The sequence below is a fragment of the Cryobacterium sp. 10I5 genome (assembly GCF_035019865.1).
Taxonomy (GTDB): Bacteria; Actinomycetota; Actinomycetes; order Actinomycetales; family Microbacteriaceae; genus Cryobacterium; species Cryobacterium breve_A.
Genome location: NZ_JASJVI010000089.1, coordinates 1 through 15,100, shown reverse-complemented (window position 1 = coordinate 15,100; position 15,100 = coordinate 1). Strand labels below are relative to the sequence as shown.

17 protein-coding genes and 2 pseudogenes are annotated in these 15,100 nt (G+C 63.3%); 6 read left to right on the top strand and 13 right to left on the bottom strand.

Features of this window, described 5'->3' with window-relative positions; all coding sequences use genetic code 11:
* Positions 1-27: 27 nt before the first annotated feature.
* Together QN350_RS16600 and QN350_RS16595 are read right to left on the bottom strand one after the other, a co-directional pair.
* Positions 28-432 (bottom strand): hypothetical protein, encoded by a 405-nt coding sequence (locus tag QN350_RS16600; protein WP_323516927.1) that lies wholly within the window; start codon positions 430-432, stop codon positions 28-30.
* Positions 433-620: 188 nt separating this feature from the next.
* Complete coding sequence (locus QN350_RS16595) at positions 621-1,913, bottom strand: glycosyltransferase (RefSeq protein ID WP_322135500.1); 1,293 nt, start codon at positions 1,911-1,913, stop codon at positions 621-623.
* 373 nt (positions 1,914-2,286) lie between these two features.
* Between QN350_RS16595 and QN350_RS16590 the strand changes: the two genes are divergently transcribed.
* Positions 2,287-2,976: an IS256 family transposase gene (locus tag QN350_RS16590; protein ID WP_416172946.1), complete on the top strand. Its 690-nt coding sequence runs from the start codon at positions 2,287-2,289 to the stop codon at positions 2,974-2,976.
* A 410-nt stretch (positions 2,977-3,386) separates the two neighbouring features.
* Positions 3,387-4,295 carry a hypothetical protein gene (locus QN350_RS16585; protein WP_322137453.1) on the top strand — a complete coding sequence of 303 codons (909 nt, stop codon included), beginning with the start codon at positions 3,387-3,389 and terminating at the stop codon, positions 4,293-4,295.
* A gap of 219 nt (positions 4,296-4,514) precedes the next feature.
* Here the strand turns inward: QN350_RS16585 and QN350_RS16580 are convergent.
* The 5 genes and pseudogenes from QN350_RS16580 to QN350_RS16560 form a co-directional block, all read right to left on the bottom strand.
* A pseudogene (locus tag QN350_RS16580) lies at positions 4,515-5,132 on the bottom strand (transposase); the annotation flags it as partial.
* Between the two features lie 109 nt (positions 5,133-5,241).
* Positions 5,242-6,234: a tyrosine-type recombinase/integrase gene (locus QN350_RS16575; RefSeq protein ID WP_322188007.1), complete on the bottom strand. Its 993-nt coding sequence runs from the start codon at positions 6,232-6,234 to the stop codon at positions 5,242-5,244.
* Positions 6,231-6,446, bottom strand: coding sequence for a hypothetical protein (locus tag QN350_RS16570; protein WP_322137456.1), 216 nt, complete (start codon positions 6,444-6,446; stop codon positions 6,231-6,233). The genes QN350_RS16575 and QN350_RS16570 overlap by 4 nt, the downstream gene beginning before the upstream one ends.
* 85 nt (positions 6,447-6,531) lie before the next feature.
* Complete coding sequence (locus tag QN350_RS16565; protein ID WP_322137457.1) at positions 6,532-7,176, bottom strand: hypothetical protein; 645 nt, start codon at positions 7,174-7,176, stop codon at positions 6,532-6,534.
* Positions 7,173-7,382 carry a tyrosine-type recombinase/integrase gene (locus tag QN350_RS16560; RefSeq protein WP_322137458.1) on the bottom strand — a complete coding sequence of 70 codons (210 nt, stop codon included), beginning with the start codon at positions 7,380-7,382 and terminating at the stop codon, positions 7,173-7,175. Before QN350_RS16560 ends, QN350_RS16565 begins: the two co-directional genes overlap by 4 nt.
* A gap of 131 nt (positions 7,383-7,513) precedes the next feature.
* Between QN350_RS16560 and QN350_RS16555 the strand changes: the two genes are divergently transcribed.
* The 4 genes from QN350_RS16555 to QN350_RS16540 all read left to right on the top strand — a co-directional run bounded on the left by QN350_RS16555 (position 7,514) and on the right by QN350_RS16540 (position 8,644).
* Positions 7,514-7,798, top strand: a complete 285-nt coding sequence (locus QN350_RS16555; protein ID WP_322137459.1) for a hypothetical protein — start codon at positions 7,514-7,516, stop codon at positions 7,796-7,798.
* Positions 7,795-8,064, top strand: a complete 270-nt coding sequence (locus QN350_RS16550; protein ID WP_322137460.1) for a hypothetical protein — start codon at positions 7,795-7,797, stop codon at positions 8,062-8,064. Before QN350_RS16555 ends, QN350_RS16550 begins: the two co-directional genes overlap by 4 nt.
* Positions 8,064-8,405 carry a hypothetical protein gene (locus tag QN350_RS16545; RefSeq protein ID WP_323516926.1) on the top strand — a complete coding sequence of 114 codons (342 nt, stop codon included), beginning with the start codon at positions 8,064-8,066 and terminating at the stop codon, positions 8,403-8,405. The genes QN350_RS16550 and QN350_RS16545 overlap by 1 nt, the downstream gene beginning before the upstream one ends.
* A gap of 101 nt (positions 8,406-8,506) precedes the next feature.
* The gene (locus QN350_RS16540; RefSeq protein WP_322137462.1) at positions 8,507-8,644 is read left to right on the top strand and encodes a hypothetical protein; all 138 of its coding nucleotides are present in this window, start codon (positions 8,507-8,509) and stop codon (positions 8,642-8,644) included.
* Between the two features lie 132 nt (positions 8,645-8,776).
* On the opposite strand, the gene QN350_RS16535 is transcribed toward QN350_RS16540, so the two are convergent.
* The 6 genes and pseudogenes from QN350_RS16535 to QN350_RS16510 all read right to left on the bottom strand — a co-directional run bounded on the left by QN350_RS16535 (position 8,777) and on the right by QN350_RS16510 (position 14,996).
* Positions 8,777-9,061 (bottom strand): hypothetical protein, encoded by a 285-nt coding sequence (locus QN350_RS16535; protein ID WP_322137463.1) that lies wholly within the window; start codon positions 9,059-9,061, stop codon positions 8,777-8,779.
* A 374-nt stretch (positions 9,062-9,435) separates the two neighbouring features.
* On the bottom strand, positions 9,436-10,071 hold the full coding sequence (locus tag QN350_RS16530) for a hypothetical protein (protein ID WP_322137465.1): 636 nt from the start codon (positions 10,069-10,071) through the stop codon (positions 9,436-9,438).
* A 62-nt stretch (positions 10,072-10,133) separates the two neighbouring features.
* Complete coding sequence (locus QN350_RS16525; protein WP_322137466.1) at positions 10,134-10,955, bottom strand: hypothetical protein; 822 nt, start codon at positions 10,953-10,955, stop codon at positions 10,134-10,136.
* Between the two features lie 87 nt (positions 10,956-11,042).
* Positions 11,043-11,309, bottom strand: a complete 267-nt coding sequence (locus QN350_RS16520; protein ID WP_322137467.1) for a WXG100 family type VII secretion target — start codon at positions 11,307-11,309, stop codon at positions 11,043-11,045.
* Between the two features lie 137 nt (positions 11,310-11,446).
* A pseudogene (locus QN350_RS16515) lies at positions 11,447-14,020 on the bottom strand (FtsK/SpoIIIE domain-containing protein); the annotation flags it as partial.
* A 469-nt stretch (positions 14,021-14,489) separates the two neighbouring features.
* Positions 14,490-14,996 carry a hypothetical protein gene (locus QN350_RS16510; protein ID WP_322137468.1) on the bottom strand — a complete coding sequence of 169 codons (507 nt, stop codon included), beginning with the start codon at positions 14,994-14,996 and terminating at the stop codon, positions 14,490-14,492.
* Positions 14,997-15,100: the final 104 nt, after the last annotated feature.

Here is a 15,100-nt window from a genome sequence, read left to right as displayed (position 1 = left end):
AACGAACCCGAGAAAGCAGGAACGAACTCAATGACCGCCTAGAGAATATGACTCATACAGGTTGACATCTTCCGCTGCCGCCGAACCAGACACACTCAGGCTACCTCCGAGAGTGACGATCGAGACGAAGGAAGCCGGGTCACTCTTCAGGCGGAGGCTGATCCCTTCGGGAGCGTCCAACGCCAACGTCGCCCCGGTGAGGACAACCAGGTTTTCAGTGAGAAAGTAGGACCCTTCGGGCTGGCGGATGAGAGTGTCCGGGGCCAGTGCGAGCAGGTCCGCCAGGGTGTAGGGGCTATCCCGCCCGGGCAAGACGAGAGTGAACGTTCCGCTGGTTTCCAGCCGAAACGGACCCACCAGGCTGCGCACTCGGAACGGAGCGAGGGTGGCCATAGCCCGCACATAGACCAGCCGTTTGTTCTCCCCGGTCACCAAGGCCGACTCCCGCGCCGGATCACCCGGATACAGAGTCCCCACAGCGCCAGAGCCAACCGCATCACCACGAGCATTACTCATCGGTGCGGATTGTTTTCCAACACTGACCCCGAGTATCCACGTGGCCGCGACCGCAGAGGTCACGAGCAAAACAAGAACGATAATTACAATGGGCCGCCTGATACTCACAAGGACACCTGCTCCGTGTCGAGGTCCGTCCTCAGGCTTTGGTGGTTTTGACCGTCGCCGCCGATCTGGTCAGCGCGCCGAGTCAACCAGCCCTGCCGGTTCATCGTCGCAAACGCATAGACCTTGATCGGCAGCGCCACCAGAATCACCGCGAATGCGTACAACGGCAGTAGCCAAATGTCTCTGGGATTCTCGCGAAGGTTGGATATCCCTCGAATTCCGCGACCTAAAAGAAGCCACGACAGAGTTCCCGCGACGCCCCAGGCAGTGAATTCCAGGCGCTGGAAGAGCAGATAGTACAAGCTGAGCCCCATCGTTATCGGCGTGACCAGGATTTGCAGCACGGTCACCTTGGTGATGAAGGGGACATGCCACAGCCATCCTCTGAATGCCGCCGTCAAGTAGCAGCGGTAGGAGTTGCGGCTCCACCGCACTCGTTGCTTCACGAAAGCACGGAAACTCGAGGGAAACATCGACACCGCCCGGGCGGAGGACTGATGAACCGTTTTATATCCTGAAGCGAGAACCAGCCATGTCAGGCGCCCGTCATCTCCGGACACGCACCGCCGGCCGAAGAAGAACTCATCCTCCAAGTGCTCGAGAACGGGCAGGACCGCCGCCCGACGATACACGGCGGTGCGGCCAGACACACAGGGCACCGCCCCAGCCTTACCCATCGCCGGAACGTAGTCGAGATAGCGCAAGTTCACCATCCAGTCAGCGATCCTCCGCCACACGCTCGACTCACGCTGATACACGTTCTGGCGCGTGCCAACCGCACCGACCAGCGGGTCGTCAAAAGGCATTTGCACGTTCTCCAACAACCCGTCACCCCACCACGTGTCCGAATCCGTCAACACGAGAATGTCGAAACGAGCCAAACGAATACCGCACCCCAGCGCAGACCTCTTACCCGCATGGTGGAACAGCACAGGGATCAGTCGGGGATCAGCCAAATCCTCGATACGTTCGAACGCCTCCAGATCGACCACATCCAAAACAATGATGATCTCCCCCGGGTCTTGGGCCCTCCAGGAATCCAGACAACTCATCAAAATCTCAACATCCTCGTGAAACGAGGGGACCACGACCGACGTCGACGCCCGAAAACCCGTGACAATGGGCCCCACCCGGTGCGACAACACAAACCGGAACAACCACAGGCCCCACACAATCGTTCCCGCCACGGCCAAAGGAAAATACGGCCTGACAACGGCCACAACACCACTGACGACCGACCAATCAAAACCAGCACGGGCATCCGGCGCTGCAACCAGTTCAAAATACAAGAGTGTGGTCCTTTGCTAGCGATCGCCGGGCGAGGGCACAAGCACGGAAAGCGGCACAACGTCTTCGTTCCCACAAAATCGTTCACGCTCGTGCAGAGTCCATTTGCAGCGCGCCCGAGCAAAACTGGCGGTGTCGTCGGCACCGGCATCGAGACCATATCCGTGTGACCAAACGGTCACTAGGCACGACTGAGAGCAATGTGGTTAACCACACACCCCCGCGGTGTGAAGAGAGAGAAGATCCGCCGGGTTGTCACCCGAGGACGAAATTTGGCACGGCGCCCGCCCCGGCACCCGGCCGCGCGATCCCGAACTGGTCGCCACCGGCCATGGCAAGGTTCACGCGTGGGGGACGTCACCAGGAGTACACGCGATGACCGCACCCCATTTTATTGACACTGCCCGTTTTCTGTCCGAACAACTCGAGCAAGCCTCGCCGGACCTGATGCGGCAGATGCTGACCACGTTGATCAACGCGCTGATGAGCGCCGAGGCCGAAGCCGTCTGCGGCGCCGAGTATGGCCAGATCTCCGCCGACCGGACCAACTCCCGTAACGGCTACCGGCACCGGGACTTCGACACCCGCACCGGCACCCTCGACGTCGCGATCCCGAAGCTGCGCACCGGGACCTACTTCCCGGACTGGCTCCTCAAGTGCCGCCGCCGCGCCGAGGCCGCCCTGACCAGCGTCGTGGCGACCTGCTACCTCCTCGGAGTCTCGACCAGGCGGATGGAGAAACTCGTCGAGTCCCTCGGCATCACCCGCCTCTCCAAATCGCAGGTATCGATCATGGCCAAAGACCTCGACGAGCAGGTCGAGCAGTTCCGCACGAGGCCCCTCGACGCCGGCCCCTACATGTTCGTCGCCGCCGACGCCCTGGTGCTGAAGGTGCGCGAGGGCGGCCGTGTCGCCAACGTCCACGCGCTCCTCGCGACGGGCGTGAACAAGGACGGCCACCGCGAGATCCTGGGCTTGCAGGTCAGGCGCCGCGTGTCGCGCGAGCAGCCGACTGCAGCGACGCCTGGTGTCAGCGCTCTTCGAAAAGTAGGCCAGTTTCGCTAACGGCCTACTTTTCAACGAGCGTCGACGTCGACGCATGGCTGCATCTCCGAATCGCTGTTCCCGGGGACTTATGAAAGGGTTCGTTCACCTGAGGTTCATCTCAGCTTTCCCCACCGTTGTCCCCCTTATCAGGGGTATGCCTTGCGAGATCCGTATCGTTCGATCGGAACCATATCGACGATCAAAGGATGGATCTCTTGCGTCACGCATTTGTTCAGTTCAAGCGCACATCGTTCGCAATCCTGGGTGTGGCGGTGACAATTGGTGCTCTGGGAGCTTCAGCACTTCCGGCCTCAGCTGTGGAACACCGGGACTCCACCCCGCCAACGGGCTACACGGTGTATTCCTTTGCCGCCGTCGGAGCCGAGTCCAAACCAGATGACATCTCCCGTTTGGGCGATCATGTGTTCGTGGCTTTTCAGAACGGGGTCGGCTCGCTCGGGGAAGCGTCCCCGAGCGGAGTCACCTCCAGCACAATCCAGGAATACGGGTTGGACGGTCGCCCGGGCACGTCGTGGCAGGTCACCGGCAAAGTGGATGGCCTCACCGCCGACAACGCTCATCACCGCCTGCTGATCACCACCAATGAAGACGGCAACTCCCACTTCAGCACCCTGTCCCCCGATGACGAGCACGCGGTGAAGACCTATGACTACGCGGGCCTCACCCATGGCGGTGGCACCGACGCGATCTCTCTCGTCCACGGCCGGATCGTCATCTCCGCTTCGGCGCCCACCAACGCGACCGGTCCGGCCCTGTACTTCGTGGACCTTGACGGCACGACAGCAACCCTCACCCCGCTGTTCGCCGACAACGCCCTAGCGACCGCAGCCAATGGTGCCAACGCAGGCCACAGCGTGAACTTGGCCCTGACGGATCCCGATTCAAACACCATGGTCCCCCGCACAGCGTCTCGGTTCGGCGGTGACTTCATGCTCACCGCCCAGGGCGACCAGCAACTCGTCTTCGCCTCCCGCGCAGAACCCTCAGCCACGCTTCACGTTCTTTCAGTGGCGCAGCCGATGGACGACACCGTCTTCGCGGGCCGGCCCGAGCAGACGCTTTGGATCACCGACCCGACCCACAACACTATTGACGCCGTCACTGGACCGTTCTCCGCCGGGCAGGCCATCTCGTCAGTCACGCCCGATGCCGGACCCGCCTACCTCGCGACCCTCAACCTGACCGATGGAACCTTGAACCCGATCAAGGCCCTCGCCGCCATCCAGCCTAAGGGACTACTGATCATGTCGAACAACACCGAGCACACAGACAACACAGACAACACAGACAACACAGACAACACAGACAACAACTAACAAACGCACCACGTGATCAGCGGGCACCACGACCTCCAGTTGTGGTGCCCGCTGACATTTTGCAGAAGATTTCGCTGTTTCAGCGTATCTATCGAATCTCGCCCGCTCGGAGGAAACCGTGAGGTCCTCGTTGGCGGCGGACTCTGGCGCAGGTGAGCGGAACCTCGAGCCTATTTCCGCCGATACGGAATTTGTCAAGTTTAATGGGGCCAGCGTGAGTTAGGCGGCTAGTTTCGTCTCGTCTTCTTGTGCTTCGGCAGGCTTGTTGATCCAGGCCGCGTTAGGGATCTTGGGATCGACGCTGGTGCTGAAGCGTTCCGGGTTCCTGGCCCGGGCTTCAGCCAGGGTCGCGGACCTCTCGGCGGCTTTGCCTGCTGCGAGGCCGTAGTGGACGTCAGCGGGCGTGTTCAGGCCGATGCCGGTGTGATGGTGGGTGTGGTTGTAACCCTCGACGAAAGTGTCCATGAAGCGGCGGGCGTCGCCGAGGCTCGCGAAGCGTTCCGGGAACACGGGTGCGAACTTCAGCGTTTTGAACCACGACTCCGAGTACGGGTTATCGTTGCTGACCCGGGGCCTGGAGTGCGACTTGGTGACCTCCAGATCCGACAACAACGCGGCGACGGTCTTGCTCGTCATCGACGTGCCCCGGTCGGCGTGGACGACCTGCGGGGTGCCGTGGATGCCGAAGGTTTCCGTCATCATTTCCGCGGCCAGGATGGCGGACTCGGCCGGGTGGACCTTCGCGCCGACGATGTAGCGGGAGAAGATATCGATCATCACGTAGCAGTTGAAGTACTTGCTCTTGATCGGGCCCGCCAACTTCGTGATGTCCCACGTGTTATGCCGACATCGGCATAAGTCGTGTTATGCCGACATTGTGATTATGCCGATGTTGGTCTCCGATCCCAGCTTCCAGGCGGGAGCCGGGCTGAAAAGGTCGGCATAATCACAGTGCTTTGAGGAATGCCAGGACGGTGTCGGTGGGCTTGTATCGTCCGGCCGCGGGGACGGTGAGCGGGGTGACTTTGGCGATCGCGGCCTCTTTCAGGGTCATGTCGGCGTGGAGGTAGATGTTCGTGGTCACGATTTGTTCGTGGCCGAGCCAGAGGGCGATGACGCTGGTGTCGACCCCGGCGTGGAGTAGTCGCATTGCGGCGGTGTGCCGCAGTGTGTGCATGCTGACGTGTTTGCCGATCAACGAGGGGCAGGATGCGGCTGCGACGGTGATGCTGTGGTGGATTCGGTGTTCGAGCGCGTCGCGGCTGAGGCCTCGTCCGGTGCTGCTGGTGAACAGCGGTGCGCTGGGAGGGCCGCCGTGTTCGGTGATCCATCGTTTTAGGACATTGACGGTGGCGGGAAGCAGCGGGGTTCGGCGTTCTTTGCGGCCTTTCCCGAGGCAGTGGACGTGGGCTCCGGCCCCGGTCTGGATGTCGGCGATGGTGAGGCCGAGGAGTTCGCTGACGCGCAGTCCCGTTTGGATCGCCAGGGTGAATAGAGCGTGGTCGCGCTGGCCGGTGCGGGTGTGCCGGTTGCAGGCCTTCAGTAGCGCGTTGGCTTCGGCGGGCTCCAGCCAGGTGACAACGGTGCGGCGTTGGCGTGCGGCCGGGATCGCCAGGACGCGTTGGATGACTTCGGCATGTTCGTGGTGGCGCAGTGCGGCGTAGGCGAAAAGAGAGTGAATCGCGGCCAGGCGGGTGTTGCGGGTGCGAACGCTGTTTCCGCGGACCTCTTCCAGGTGGTGGAGGAATCCGGTGATGGTGTCGGCGTCGAGGTCGCCGATGTCGATATCGGAAGGCCCCTTGCCGGTCCGGGCGCAGACATAGCCGAGTAGCAAGGTGATGGTGTCGCGGTAGGAGGCGATCGTGTTGCTGCTGGATTGGCGTTGGGTGAGGAGCCGGTCGGTGAAGAACACCTGCAACAGCGGCGCGAGGGACGTCATGATTGCCCCTGCTGCCGGTCGGTCGCGTTCTCCAGCCGGGTGGCGGCGTAGGCGAGTAGCTCGGGGACGGCGCTGATATACCAATAAGTGTCGGCGGGCTTGGAGTGGCCGAGGTAAATGGACAGGGCAGGCATCTTCGCGGCAACATCGACGCCGTCGCGGTACCAGCCCAACAAAGTGTTGACCGCGAACGTGTGACGCAGGTCATGCATCCGGGGGTGTTGTGTTGGGGTGCGCAGCCCCGACGCCGTGGACGCCTGGACCCAGTTATCAAGAACAGCCGCGTATTTCAGCCGCTCACCTGCCGGGTCGGTGAAGAACGCGACGGATCGCGTCCGAGCATTGTCGTGGTGTTGGTCGTCGCGCCAGTGCGCGTAGCCCCCCCAGCGCTGCGGTTGTGGTGGGGTGCAGCGGGACCAGTCGCGGATCACCCTTTCCGCGGCTGATCACCAGCTCCCCGGCGTCGAGGTCCACTGCAGCCTGATCGAGCCCGATAGCCTCTCCGACGCGCATTCCGGTCGCGGCCAGCAAGGCGAACAGCACCGGGTAGGTCCGGGCGCGGCGGCCGCCCACCAGCGCCGCTGCGGCATGGATCACCGCGGTGATCTCGAGAGGGCAATAGATGTAGGGACTTGTGCGATGAAGGGGATCTGAGAAGATCCCGCGGGGCGGGACCTGATGGATCGGATCCAGCGCGTGCATGTAGTCGGCGAAGCCGCGGACCGCGGTCATCCGCGTGGATGCCCGCGTCGCCGGCGGAGTCGTCTCCCCGGCAGGCAGGCCGCTGGAGAAAGCGATCGCGTCAGCGATGGTGATTGCTGTGATGTGGGCGTTCGTCAGGTGGGTGGCGAACTGGTGCAGCAGGTGCTCGGGCCAGTGCAAATGGGCCCCGAGCTGACGGCGCAGGCGGATGTAGTCATCGACGTCCTCCGACCAGGTCATGAGAGTTCGCCCCCGGCCGGCCAGGGTTGGGCCAGTTGTCGCAACCGCACCACGTCGACGCGGGCGTAGTTCGCAGTTGTCGCCGGATCCTCATGGCGCAGCACCTGCCCGATGCCGGCCAACGGGACTTCGGCGGCGACCATCGCCTCGGCCAGGCCATGGCGCAACCGGTGGGGCCCGAACGGCTTCTCATCCGCGAGAGCCACGTGTTAACCCTGGCCGATGCGCGCCGTGTGCTCAGGGACTGAGTGATCGGCGCGCAGCAGCCCGCATGGTTCGAGATCGCGATCGTGCCTTTTTAGGCCTGCACGGCAGGTGTACCGCGCATGTACTCGGCATGCAAACGACCCAAGACTCCAGGGAATTCTCGGCCTTCAAAATCACTACTTCCAGCGAAGTCATACTCTTTCTCAGGTTTAAGGCGACGGCGAAGTCCGCCGCCTCGATTGGCGAGGGTGCCCCCTACTTGTACTGCTGTGCAATCAGCTTTGAATTGGGCGAGCCTGCCCAGCTCAGATGGCTCGGCGGTAAGGCCTTCATCGGCGGCCTTGTCCTTGACGTCGTAGAACTTAACCCCCTGGAATTCGAGCCGCCGAGCATCCCGCGCATGTACTCCGCATGACAACACACGACCTGACCAAGCTCTCACTCTTCAAAATCACGACGACCCGAGAAGTGATTCTCTACGCGCGGCACCTAGTGACCGGCCGCGCCATGGCTTCGGCTGCCGAGGGGCTCCCATACGCACCATGCGCAGGCGTCCGGCTGGAAGCAGGCTCGCCGGCATTGATAGATTTCGACGATGACGGCCGTGCCGTCCACTTCACCGGAGGCATCGTCCTCTCGGTCGAGCAGCTGCCCGGTCCGCCGTTCGAGCCGCTGCCGTGATGGACGACGGCCTTGGCCCTTTGAGAATCGGGCTCGACAGTCCGCGCGGATTTTCTTACACCGCCGTAACGGACGCCGAGATAGTCGTCGTCCGGCTCTACCAGAACGGATCGATCAGGCTCGGACGCGGTGTCGCCAGGGGTAGCGCCGGCCCGCACCTCATCACCGACGGGAGGATGCAGCACGTCGGCCGCTTCGAGCTCAGTAAGGGGCTACGGGGTTGGTGGACCTGGCGCGACCCGGACGACATGATCGGTGCCGGTGGCGAGACCTCGGCACCTATCCTCTGGATAGATGCGGAGCCGATGCCGGAGATCCGGCCAGAATGGCGGGTAGCCTGACCGATATGAGCGACGCGACGGGCCGCGAGCCGGAACCGCTAAGTTCGGCGCTGCTCTGGAGGTCACCACGAATACGGCTTCTGAGGCGCAGCGTACGGCCCGTGGACATCGACGCGGGCAGTAATCCGGCCCACCTGCGAGCAGATGAGGCGTGGGCCACGGCCGCAGAGATGACCGGCAAAGAGCCGTGGTTTTACACCGAGCCGCAGCTCGGGTTGGATGGTAAGCCGGAAGGCTAGAGTCCCACGTTGCAGAGCACCTACCGAACGCCATGAGAATGGCGCGAGAATGAAGCGGGCAGAACGGCAGGGACATCGAGAAATGAATGTAGTCGCGCCGAGATTTCGCCGTCACAGAAAAAGCTATGCAGCTCAGCCCACCGAGCACGTCGGGCCGCCCGGCGCGGGTCGGTCGCCGGCCGCGGCGATCCACTCCCGCAGTTCCGGGTACGCCGACGGGTTCGCGGCGATCGCGGGGAGCGGCCCGGGGTGGAGATACGCCAGGTCGGCGAGGTCACCAGCCGAGGTGGCCCGGTCAGCGGCGAGCTCGGCCGGAGTCAGCTCGAGAATTGGTGCGGGAACCGGCTCCATCAGCTGCGGAAGGGCCGCAGGAAGCGCCGGAAGTAACTTGCCGGCAGGGTACCGGGAGCGGTGCATTCTGCTCGACGAGCGTCCTCTCCTGCCCCGACTCGTCCCGGTCCAGCGCGGCCAAAGATTCCTGCTCGGATGTCCTCCGTGCCTTGTGCGCAACGAACAACACTCGCACAGCGCCCATAACTGGAATAACCGGGCCGAACGACACCTGGCTCGGATACGTCAACGACTGCATGTTCCCGGTAATGATCGACAGCACGATCACGGCAGCCCCGATCGCCATGGCCAGGACCCGCGTTCGCGTCGGAATGCCCGTCACCGGAAGCAGCCCAATCGATGCGGTCAGTATCCCCGTGACGAGCAAAAGGGTGTCGTACGAACTCCAGTACGTGCTCAGCTCCGGTCAGTCGGAAATCTGCGCTTTCGACCCGCTGACATCACAGAATCGTGAAGAGCGCTGACGGGAATTCGTCAAGCTGCCGCTCGTTCGCGATCACTGCTTCCGACTCCCCACTCACGAGAGCGCCCTGTCTAACCACGCCGTGAGTGACGCGCAAGACGTCTGTACCGTCGGTCCCCAACACCAGGGCTACCGCTTCGAGCGCGTCAGAGTCTCTGGCCGGACCGAACCCTTCCAGATAGATTTGGTTGATGAAGGCGCGAGCTGAGCTCGCTGCCAACGACTTTTTGAGAATGTCGATCTCATTGATTCCACTGGCCAGAGTGACGACCACTGTCACGGTATCCGAGGATTTGGTTGCGGGAGAGAAGACCGCGATAGAGGAACCCGTCACAGTCAGTGGGTCAGACGCATCTGCGATATAGACGTACAGCAGTGGCCGTTGTCCAACTGCAGAACCGACTGCGACAAGCAACTCGGGCGCGAGACGAGAGTCACCGGGACTATTAGCGCTGAGCAGGCTGCGAACGGCAAGGGAACGGTAGCCTCGCGCGGAGGCTTTCAACAAGTCTGCGGCGTCCGAAGCCGAAACGGTCGGTAGATTGCCCAACCATTCGGACCTCTGCTCAACGGCAACGGCAACCAACTCGTCGTCGGTCAGTACTATGGTCATGAATTTCCCCTCAATGGGTCGTGCAGAATAGGCGAGCTCAGGACTACTAAAGTGCAAGCTGACTACAGCAGCCAGCCGACCAGCTTTGACCCGACTTGGAAGGTGGCCTTACCGATTTCCTCGATCACGGCGCCCGGATTGGTCGCGGCAAAGTTTGCGTTGTTGTCAATCGTTGCCTGCGAGAAATCAGCCTTGCTTCCTTCGCGCCAGACCTCGGACCAAACTTTGACGTTGGCCCCCAACAGCCGGGAAACAGGATCCCCATTGGCCTTGAGTCCTTTGGAAATCCAATCGGCAGCGTCATAGCCATCAAACGTCCCGTTCTGAATCTTGTCGACGTCATGCGCAACATCCATGAAATTCGATAGGACACTGAGTCCAGGAATATCCCGTACCGCACCTATTGAGGCCAGCAGGTCCCACGGTTTGATTCGACCCGGAACTTCGCCTTCCCGAATCGCATCGATGAGATCTTGAACGCTCCTATTGGCATTCGAAGCGAAGAAACTCCTCAGGATGTCCTCCGGGATGCGGCCAGCGGTCGCCCACATCGTCCTCAAATCCGAGATACCACCGATGGGGAATGCGGCTCGGCTCGACCCTGAACTGGGCCCGTCGCTGCGGCTCGCGTCTTCCTGCTCCTGCGCGTTCTTGCGCAGCTTCGTCGCGCTCTCGGCGAGCAGGTGCGCAGCGGATGCGACGCACACGCTGTGCTCGCTGTCCCACTGCATCCGGAACTGGGTGGCCACGGGCCCGACCCAGGCGTTGATCTTGATCTGGTTGCCGACCGTCATCCGGTCACGCTCCAGGCGATCGCTCGCATCACTGAAGACCTTCGCGAGCGCTCGCAGCTGCTCGACGTCGGCCCCGTACATTCCTGCCATGCTCATCCCCTGTCGCGTGCGCGGCCTTGATTCGATGATTCACTCGGAGTGCGGCCGCCGCGGGCCGCACTCCACTGAGGGGTCCGACTAGCCGCGGGAAACTTCTTCCTGCGCCTGGGCGTTGGCCTGAGCCTTCTGGGAGGCGTTCTTCAGGGCTTCGATGACCTGACGCAGCGCCGTCGTGTGCTGGCCGGACCAGTCGCTGCGGAAAGACTCCGAGTCGGGGCCCGTCCACTGCGTGTTGCCGAGCGTGTTCGTGAGGGTGGAAAGTACCGACTCGATGTCGCCCGCCTTCTGCGAGAGCTGACCACTGAGCTGGCGAACCTGTTCTACATCAAGACCCCATACGGCCATTTTTCATTCCCCTTTTCTTTGTCGGAATCCGGAACATCCGGAGCCGGTTTTCTGCAGTTCGGCTGTGTGCCTAGTGCAAAGCTAGGTGCGCGGCCCGGTACGCGTCGATGGGGTCAATTCCCCATGCCGTGCGGGCCTCATGGCTGACCCAGGGCGATCTGCAGGCGTGCCGACCGGCCGCCGCCGACCAGGAAGCCCCGGCCCGGTGGGAAGTCGCCGCGCTTGAGCCGGCCTAGCGAGGTGCCGAGCAGGGTGTCCCCGTCCATGTCGCCGGGCATCAGAAGCAAGCCGCGACGGCCGGCCTTGAATGCGGCGGCGAGCGTCCAGGCCTGCGACCAGGTGGAGCTCTCCGCCTCCCCCACCACGAAGAGTTCGGCCCGCACCGCGAGCTTGATCAACCGGTCGAGCGGATGCTCGGCATCCGTGCCCGTGAAATCGGTGATGCCCTCGATCAGCAGGGCGAGCTCACCGGGGGCGAACTCGTTCTCCTCGATGCGGTCGGTGAGCCGGGTGACCGAAGCCACCACGTCGTCGATGGAGTCGGCGACCTCTTCCCAGCCCGGAGTCTGGCTGAGCGCAGTCCGGCGGGCGCTGAACAGCACGAGCGCGGGTCGCCGGCGAACACGGCGGAGCGAAGCGGCGAAGGTCGCGAGCGCGGTCGTGCGCCCGCTGCCGGGAGGACCGGAAATGAGGAAAGCACCGCGGGTGACGATGCCGAGAGGGGCCAGGCCCTCATCGCCAATACCGACGACCGCCAGGCCGTTGACATCGAGGACCGGCAGTCCGCCCAGGGTCGTGCTCTCGGGGAGCCGACCGACCGGAGGAGCCTCGGCGACGCCCTGGCGACGCATGCTCGCCGCCAGCCGCTGCACCTCGCGGGACTGCACGGCAAGGTTCGAACTCGCCCCAAGGATCGCCAGCTGCACTTCATTTCCATCGATAATGCCGCGACCGGGTGGCGAGGTGACGTCGAGCACGTCCTTGGCAGCCCCAAGAAGCATGTACTCCTCCTCGGTCGCCTGGCGCAGTACGAGGCGTTTCTGCACGGTAGAGCTGATCGAGTTCGGCACGGCGTTTGCCCGGTCTCCTGTCATGACCACATGCACGCCGAGCGGGCGACCGTCGGCCGCAATCTGAGCGAAGACGGTGAACCACTGGGAATTGGAGGCGAACTCGTAGGACTCCCGGAACGCGCCGATCCCGTCCACGAGCAGCAGGATGCGAGGTTCGTCCGGGAGGTTCGCCAACAGGCGGTACTCGCCGATGCTGCCGGCGCGCACCGCCGCGTAACGCACTGCACGGTCGTCGACCAGATCGCGCAGGGTGCGCAGAAGGCGGATGACGCGTTCATCGTCGTCCCCGGAGATGATCGCTCCCACGTGGGGCAGGTCTTCGAGCATTCGCAGCCCGCCGGCACCGAAGTCGAGGCCGTAGACCTGGATCGGGCCGCCGAGCGATGTGACCGCCGCGGCCACGGCGAGCGCCCGGAGCGCCGCGCTCTTGCCTGCGCCGCCGGCGCCATAAATGGCCATGTTGCCGTCACGGTCGGGCTCGTAGTACATCGTGGGCTGCGACTGGGTCTTCGGATCGTCGATCACGCCGAGCAGCAGGCGCTCGTCGGTGCGAGGATGCGGAAGCTCCATGAAGTCATAGACGGCCCGGAGCTCGTCGAGCCACGGTTTGCGCGGTTCGGGAACGGCCGCCTTCGCAGCGGCAGCGGTGATCGTGACCACCATGCGGGCGATGTCGTTCGGGCCGGGATCGCGCACTTCCGCGATCGTCGGCTCTGGGAGATCCCAGGGCGTGCTCGTGCCGAAGTTGAGCGCGTGCACGTCGATGCGGGGCCGCGCGGGCGCGTCGGTCGTCCACCCGCCGTCGTACCCGGTCTGGAAGGCAGCGATGCGGCCGGGCCCCGTCTTCGCCGCGCCCCGGCCCGGAATCGACGGGTCGAAATGCGCGGCCATCGGCGTGCCGAGGATGTCGCTCGAGTCTTCGGCGTCGGCCATCCGCAGTGCGATCCGCAGCGGGGTATTGGCCCGGAGGTTGTCCTTGATCACGCCGGCGGGTCGCTGGGTGGCGAGGATGAGGTGCAGTCCGAGGGAACGTCCGCGCTGGGCCACGTCCACGACGCCGTCGACGAACTCGGGCATCTCCTGGGCGAGGGCGGCGAACTCGTCGACGATGATCAGCAGGCTCGGCGGCGTCTCGGGGTCACCGGTCTTCTCGAGCGACACCAGGTCCTTGGCCTTCTTGCGGTTGAGCAGGTGCTCGCGGTACCGCAGCTCGGCACGCAACGAGGTGAGTGCCCGCCGCACGAGGTGCGGCGACAGGTCGGTCACAAGTCCGACGGTGTGCGGCAGCTGCACGCAGTCGGCGAAAGCCGCGCCGCCCTTGTAGTCCACGAAGAGGAACGTGACCCGGTCGGGGCTGTGCGCGGCGGCCATTCCCAGCACCCACGCCTGAAGGAACTCACTCTTGCCCGCTCCGGTCGTGCCGCCGACGAGAGCGTGCGGGCCCTGGGTACGGAGGTCGAGATAGAACGGTTCCGCGCCGGCATGACCCACGAGGGCGCGCAGGTTGCCCTCCTTCTTGCGACGCTGCGGCGGCGAACCGTCGCGCAGGGTCAGGGAGTTGTTCTCCCGCCACCGCTCAACCACGGCATCCGGCTGGCGCACCAGGTCGAGAGGGAGCCGGTCGACTCCCTCAGGAAGTACATGCGCGGTACCTTCCTGAAATCCGACAAGAAGTCATCGAGCTCGCAATCTGACTCAGTGGACGGTTCCATCGCGCGAGCAGATAGTTCCGGTCGGGATGGTGTTCAGAGCGGAACGTGCTCGACAAAGACACCGCACCGCTGGCACGTTGGTGGCGCCGGGAAGACCAGGTCTGTTCCGTCATGGAAGCACTCCGGGCAGTCGTACGAGCTGTAAAACGTGTCGTCCGAGGAGGACGGGACGCTGGGTGCCCGCAGGTGAGGCCACGGCCAATGTGCCGCCGCCGCCCGAAGAGCGTCAGAGAAGTCGTTGGCCAGGTTCGAGTATTCGTTCGCCAATGCGCGGTAGCGGTCCTCGCTGCATCCGCGGTAAACCCGGGCGTCATAGTGGTAGGCAATTTCCCGGAGTTCGTGAATTCGTGAATTCATTCTCTGAAGCTTGGTGATGTGCGCGTCTATCTCGGTTCTCATTGTGTGAGTCCTTCTTGGGTGGGTTGGGGTAAAACCTCGATAGGTTCGACGGGTTGCTCATCATCAGGACTCGCCCCGCTTGCTGCCTCAGCTGGGGTTGCGCCAGATCGGAACACTGCCATTTCGGCGGTTTGGTCGATCACGAGCTCGCGGTATTCACCGGTGAGCTCGTCGGCTAACGTCCATGCGATGTTGTCGGCGCCAGGAAGCGATGCGTTGTACACGTCGAGACCGAACGTCTTGCCAATGCCGTATGCGATCGAGTGGAGCTCGTCGTGGACATCGGAGAGATCGAACTCGCCGTCGACGAAATCGTCAGACGTTACCCGGACCGTTCGACAGACGGGGCTCTCGACCACACCGATCCTGAGTTCAGCTGCCGGAGGGCTGGCTCCTTCAACTACTTCGACCTTGGCAAAAAGAGTGACTGTTCGTCCGCTGCGCGTTCTCAGGTAGACGTCGTTCTCAACCACTTCTAGGCGAGAGATGACGTTGCATTTCATGTGCGTTCCTTCTGATCGATGTCTTCTTGGCGAGTCGCCCTATCGGGTAGCGCTGTTCTGACGATCCGGTAGCGCGATTCCGGGGACAGGGTAGCGCTCGACGC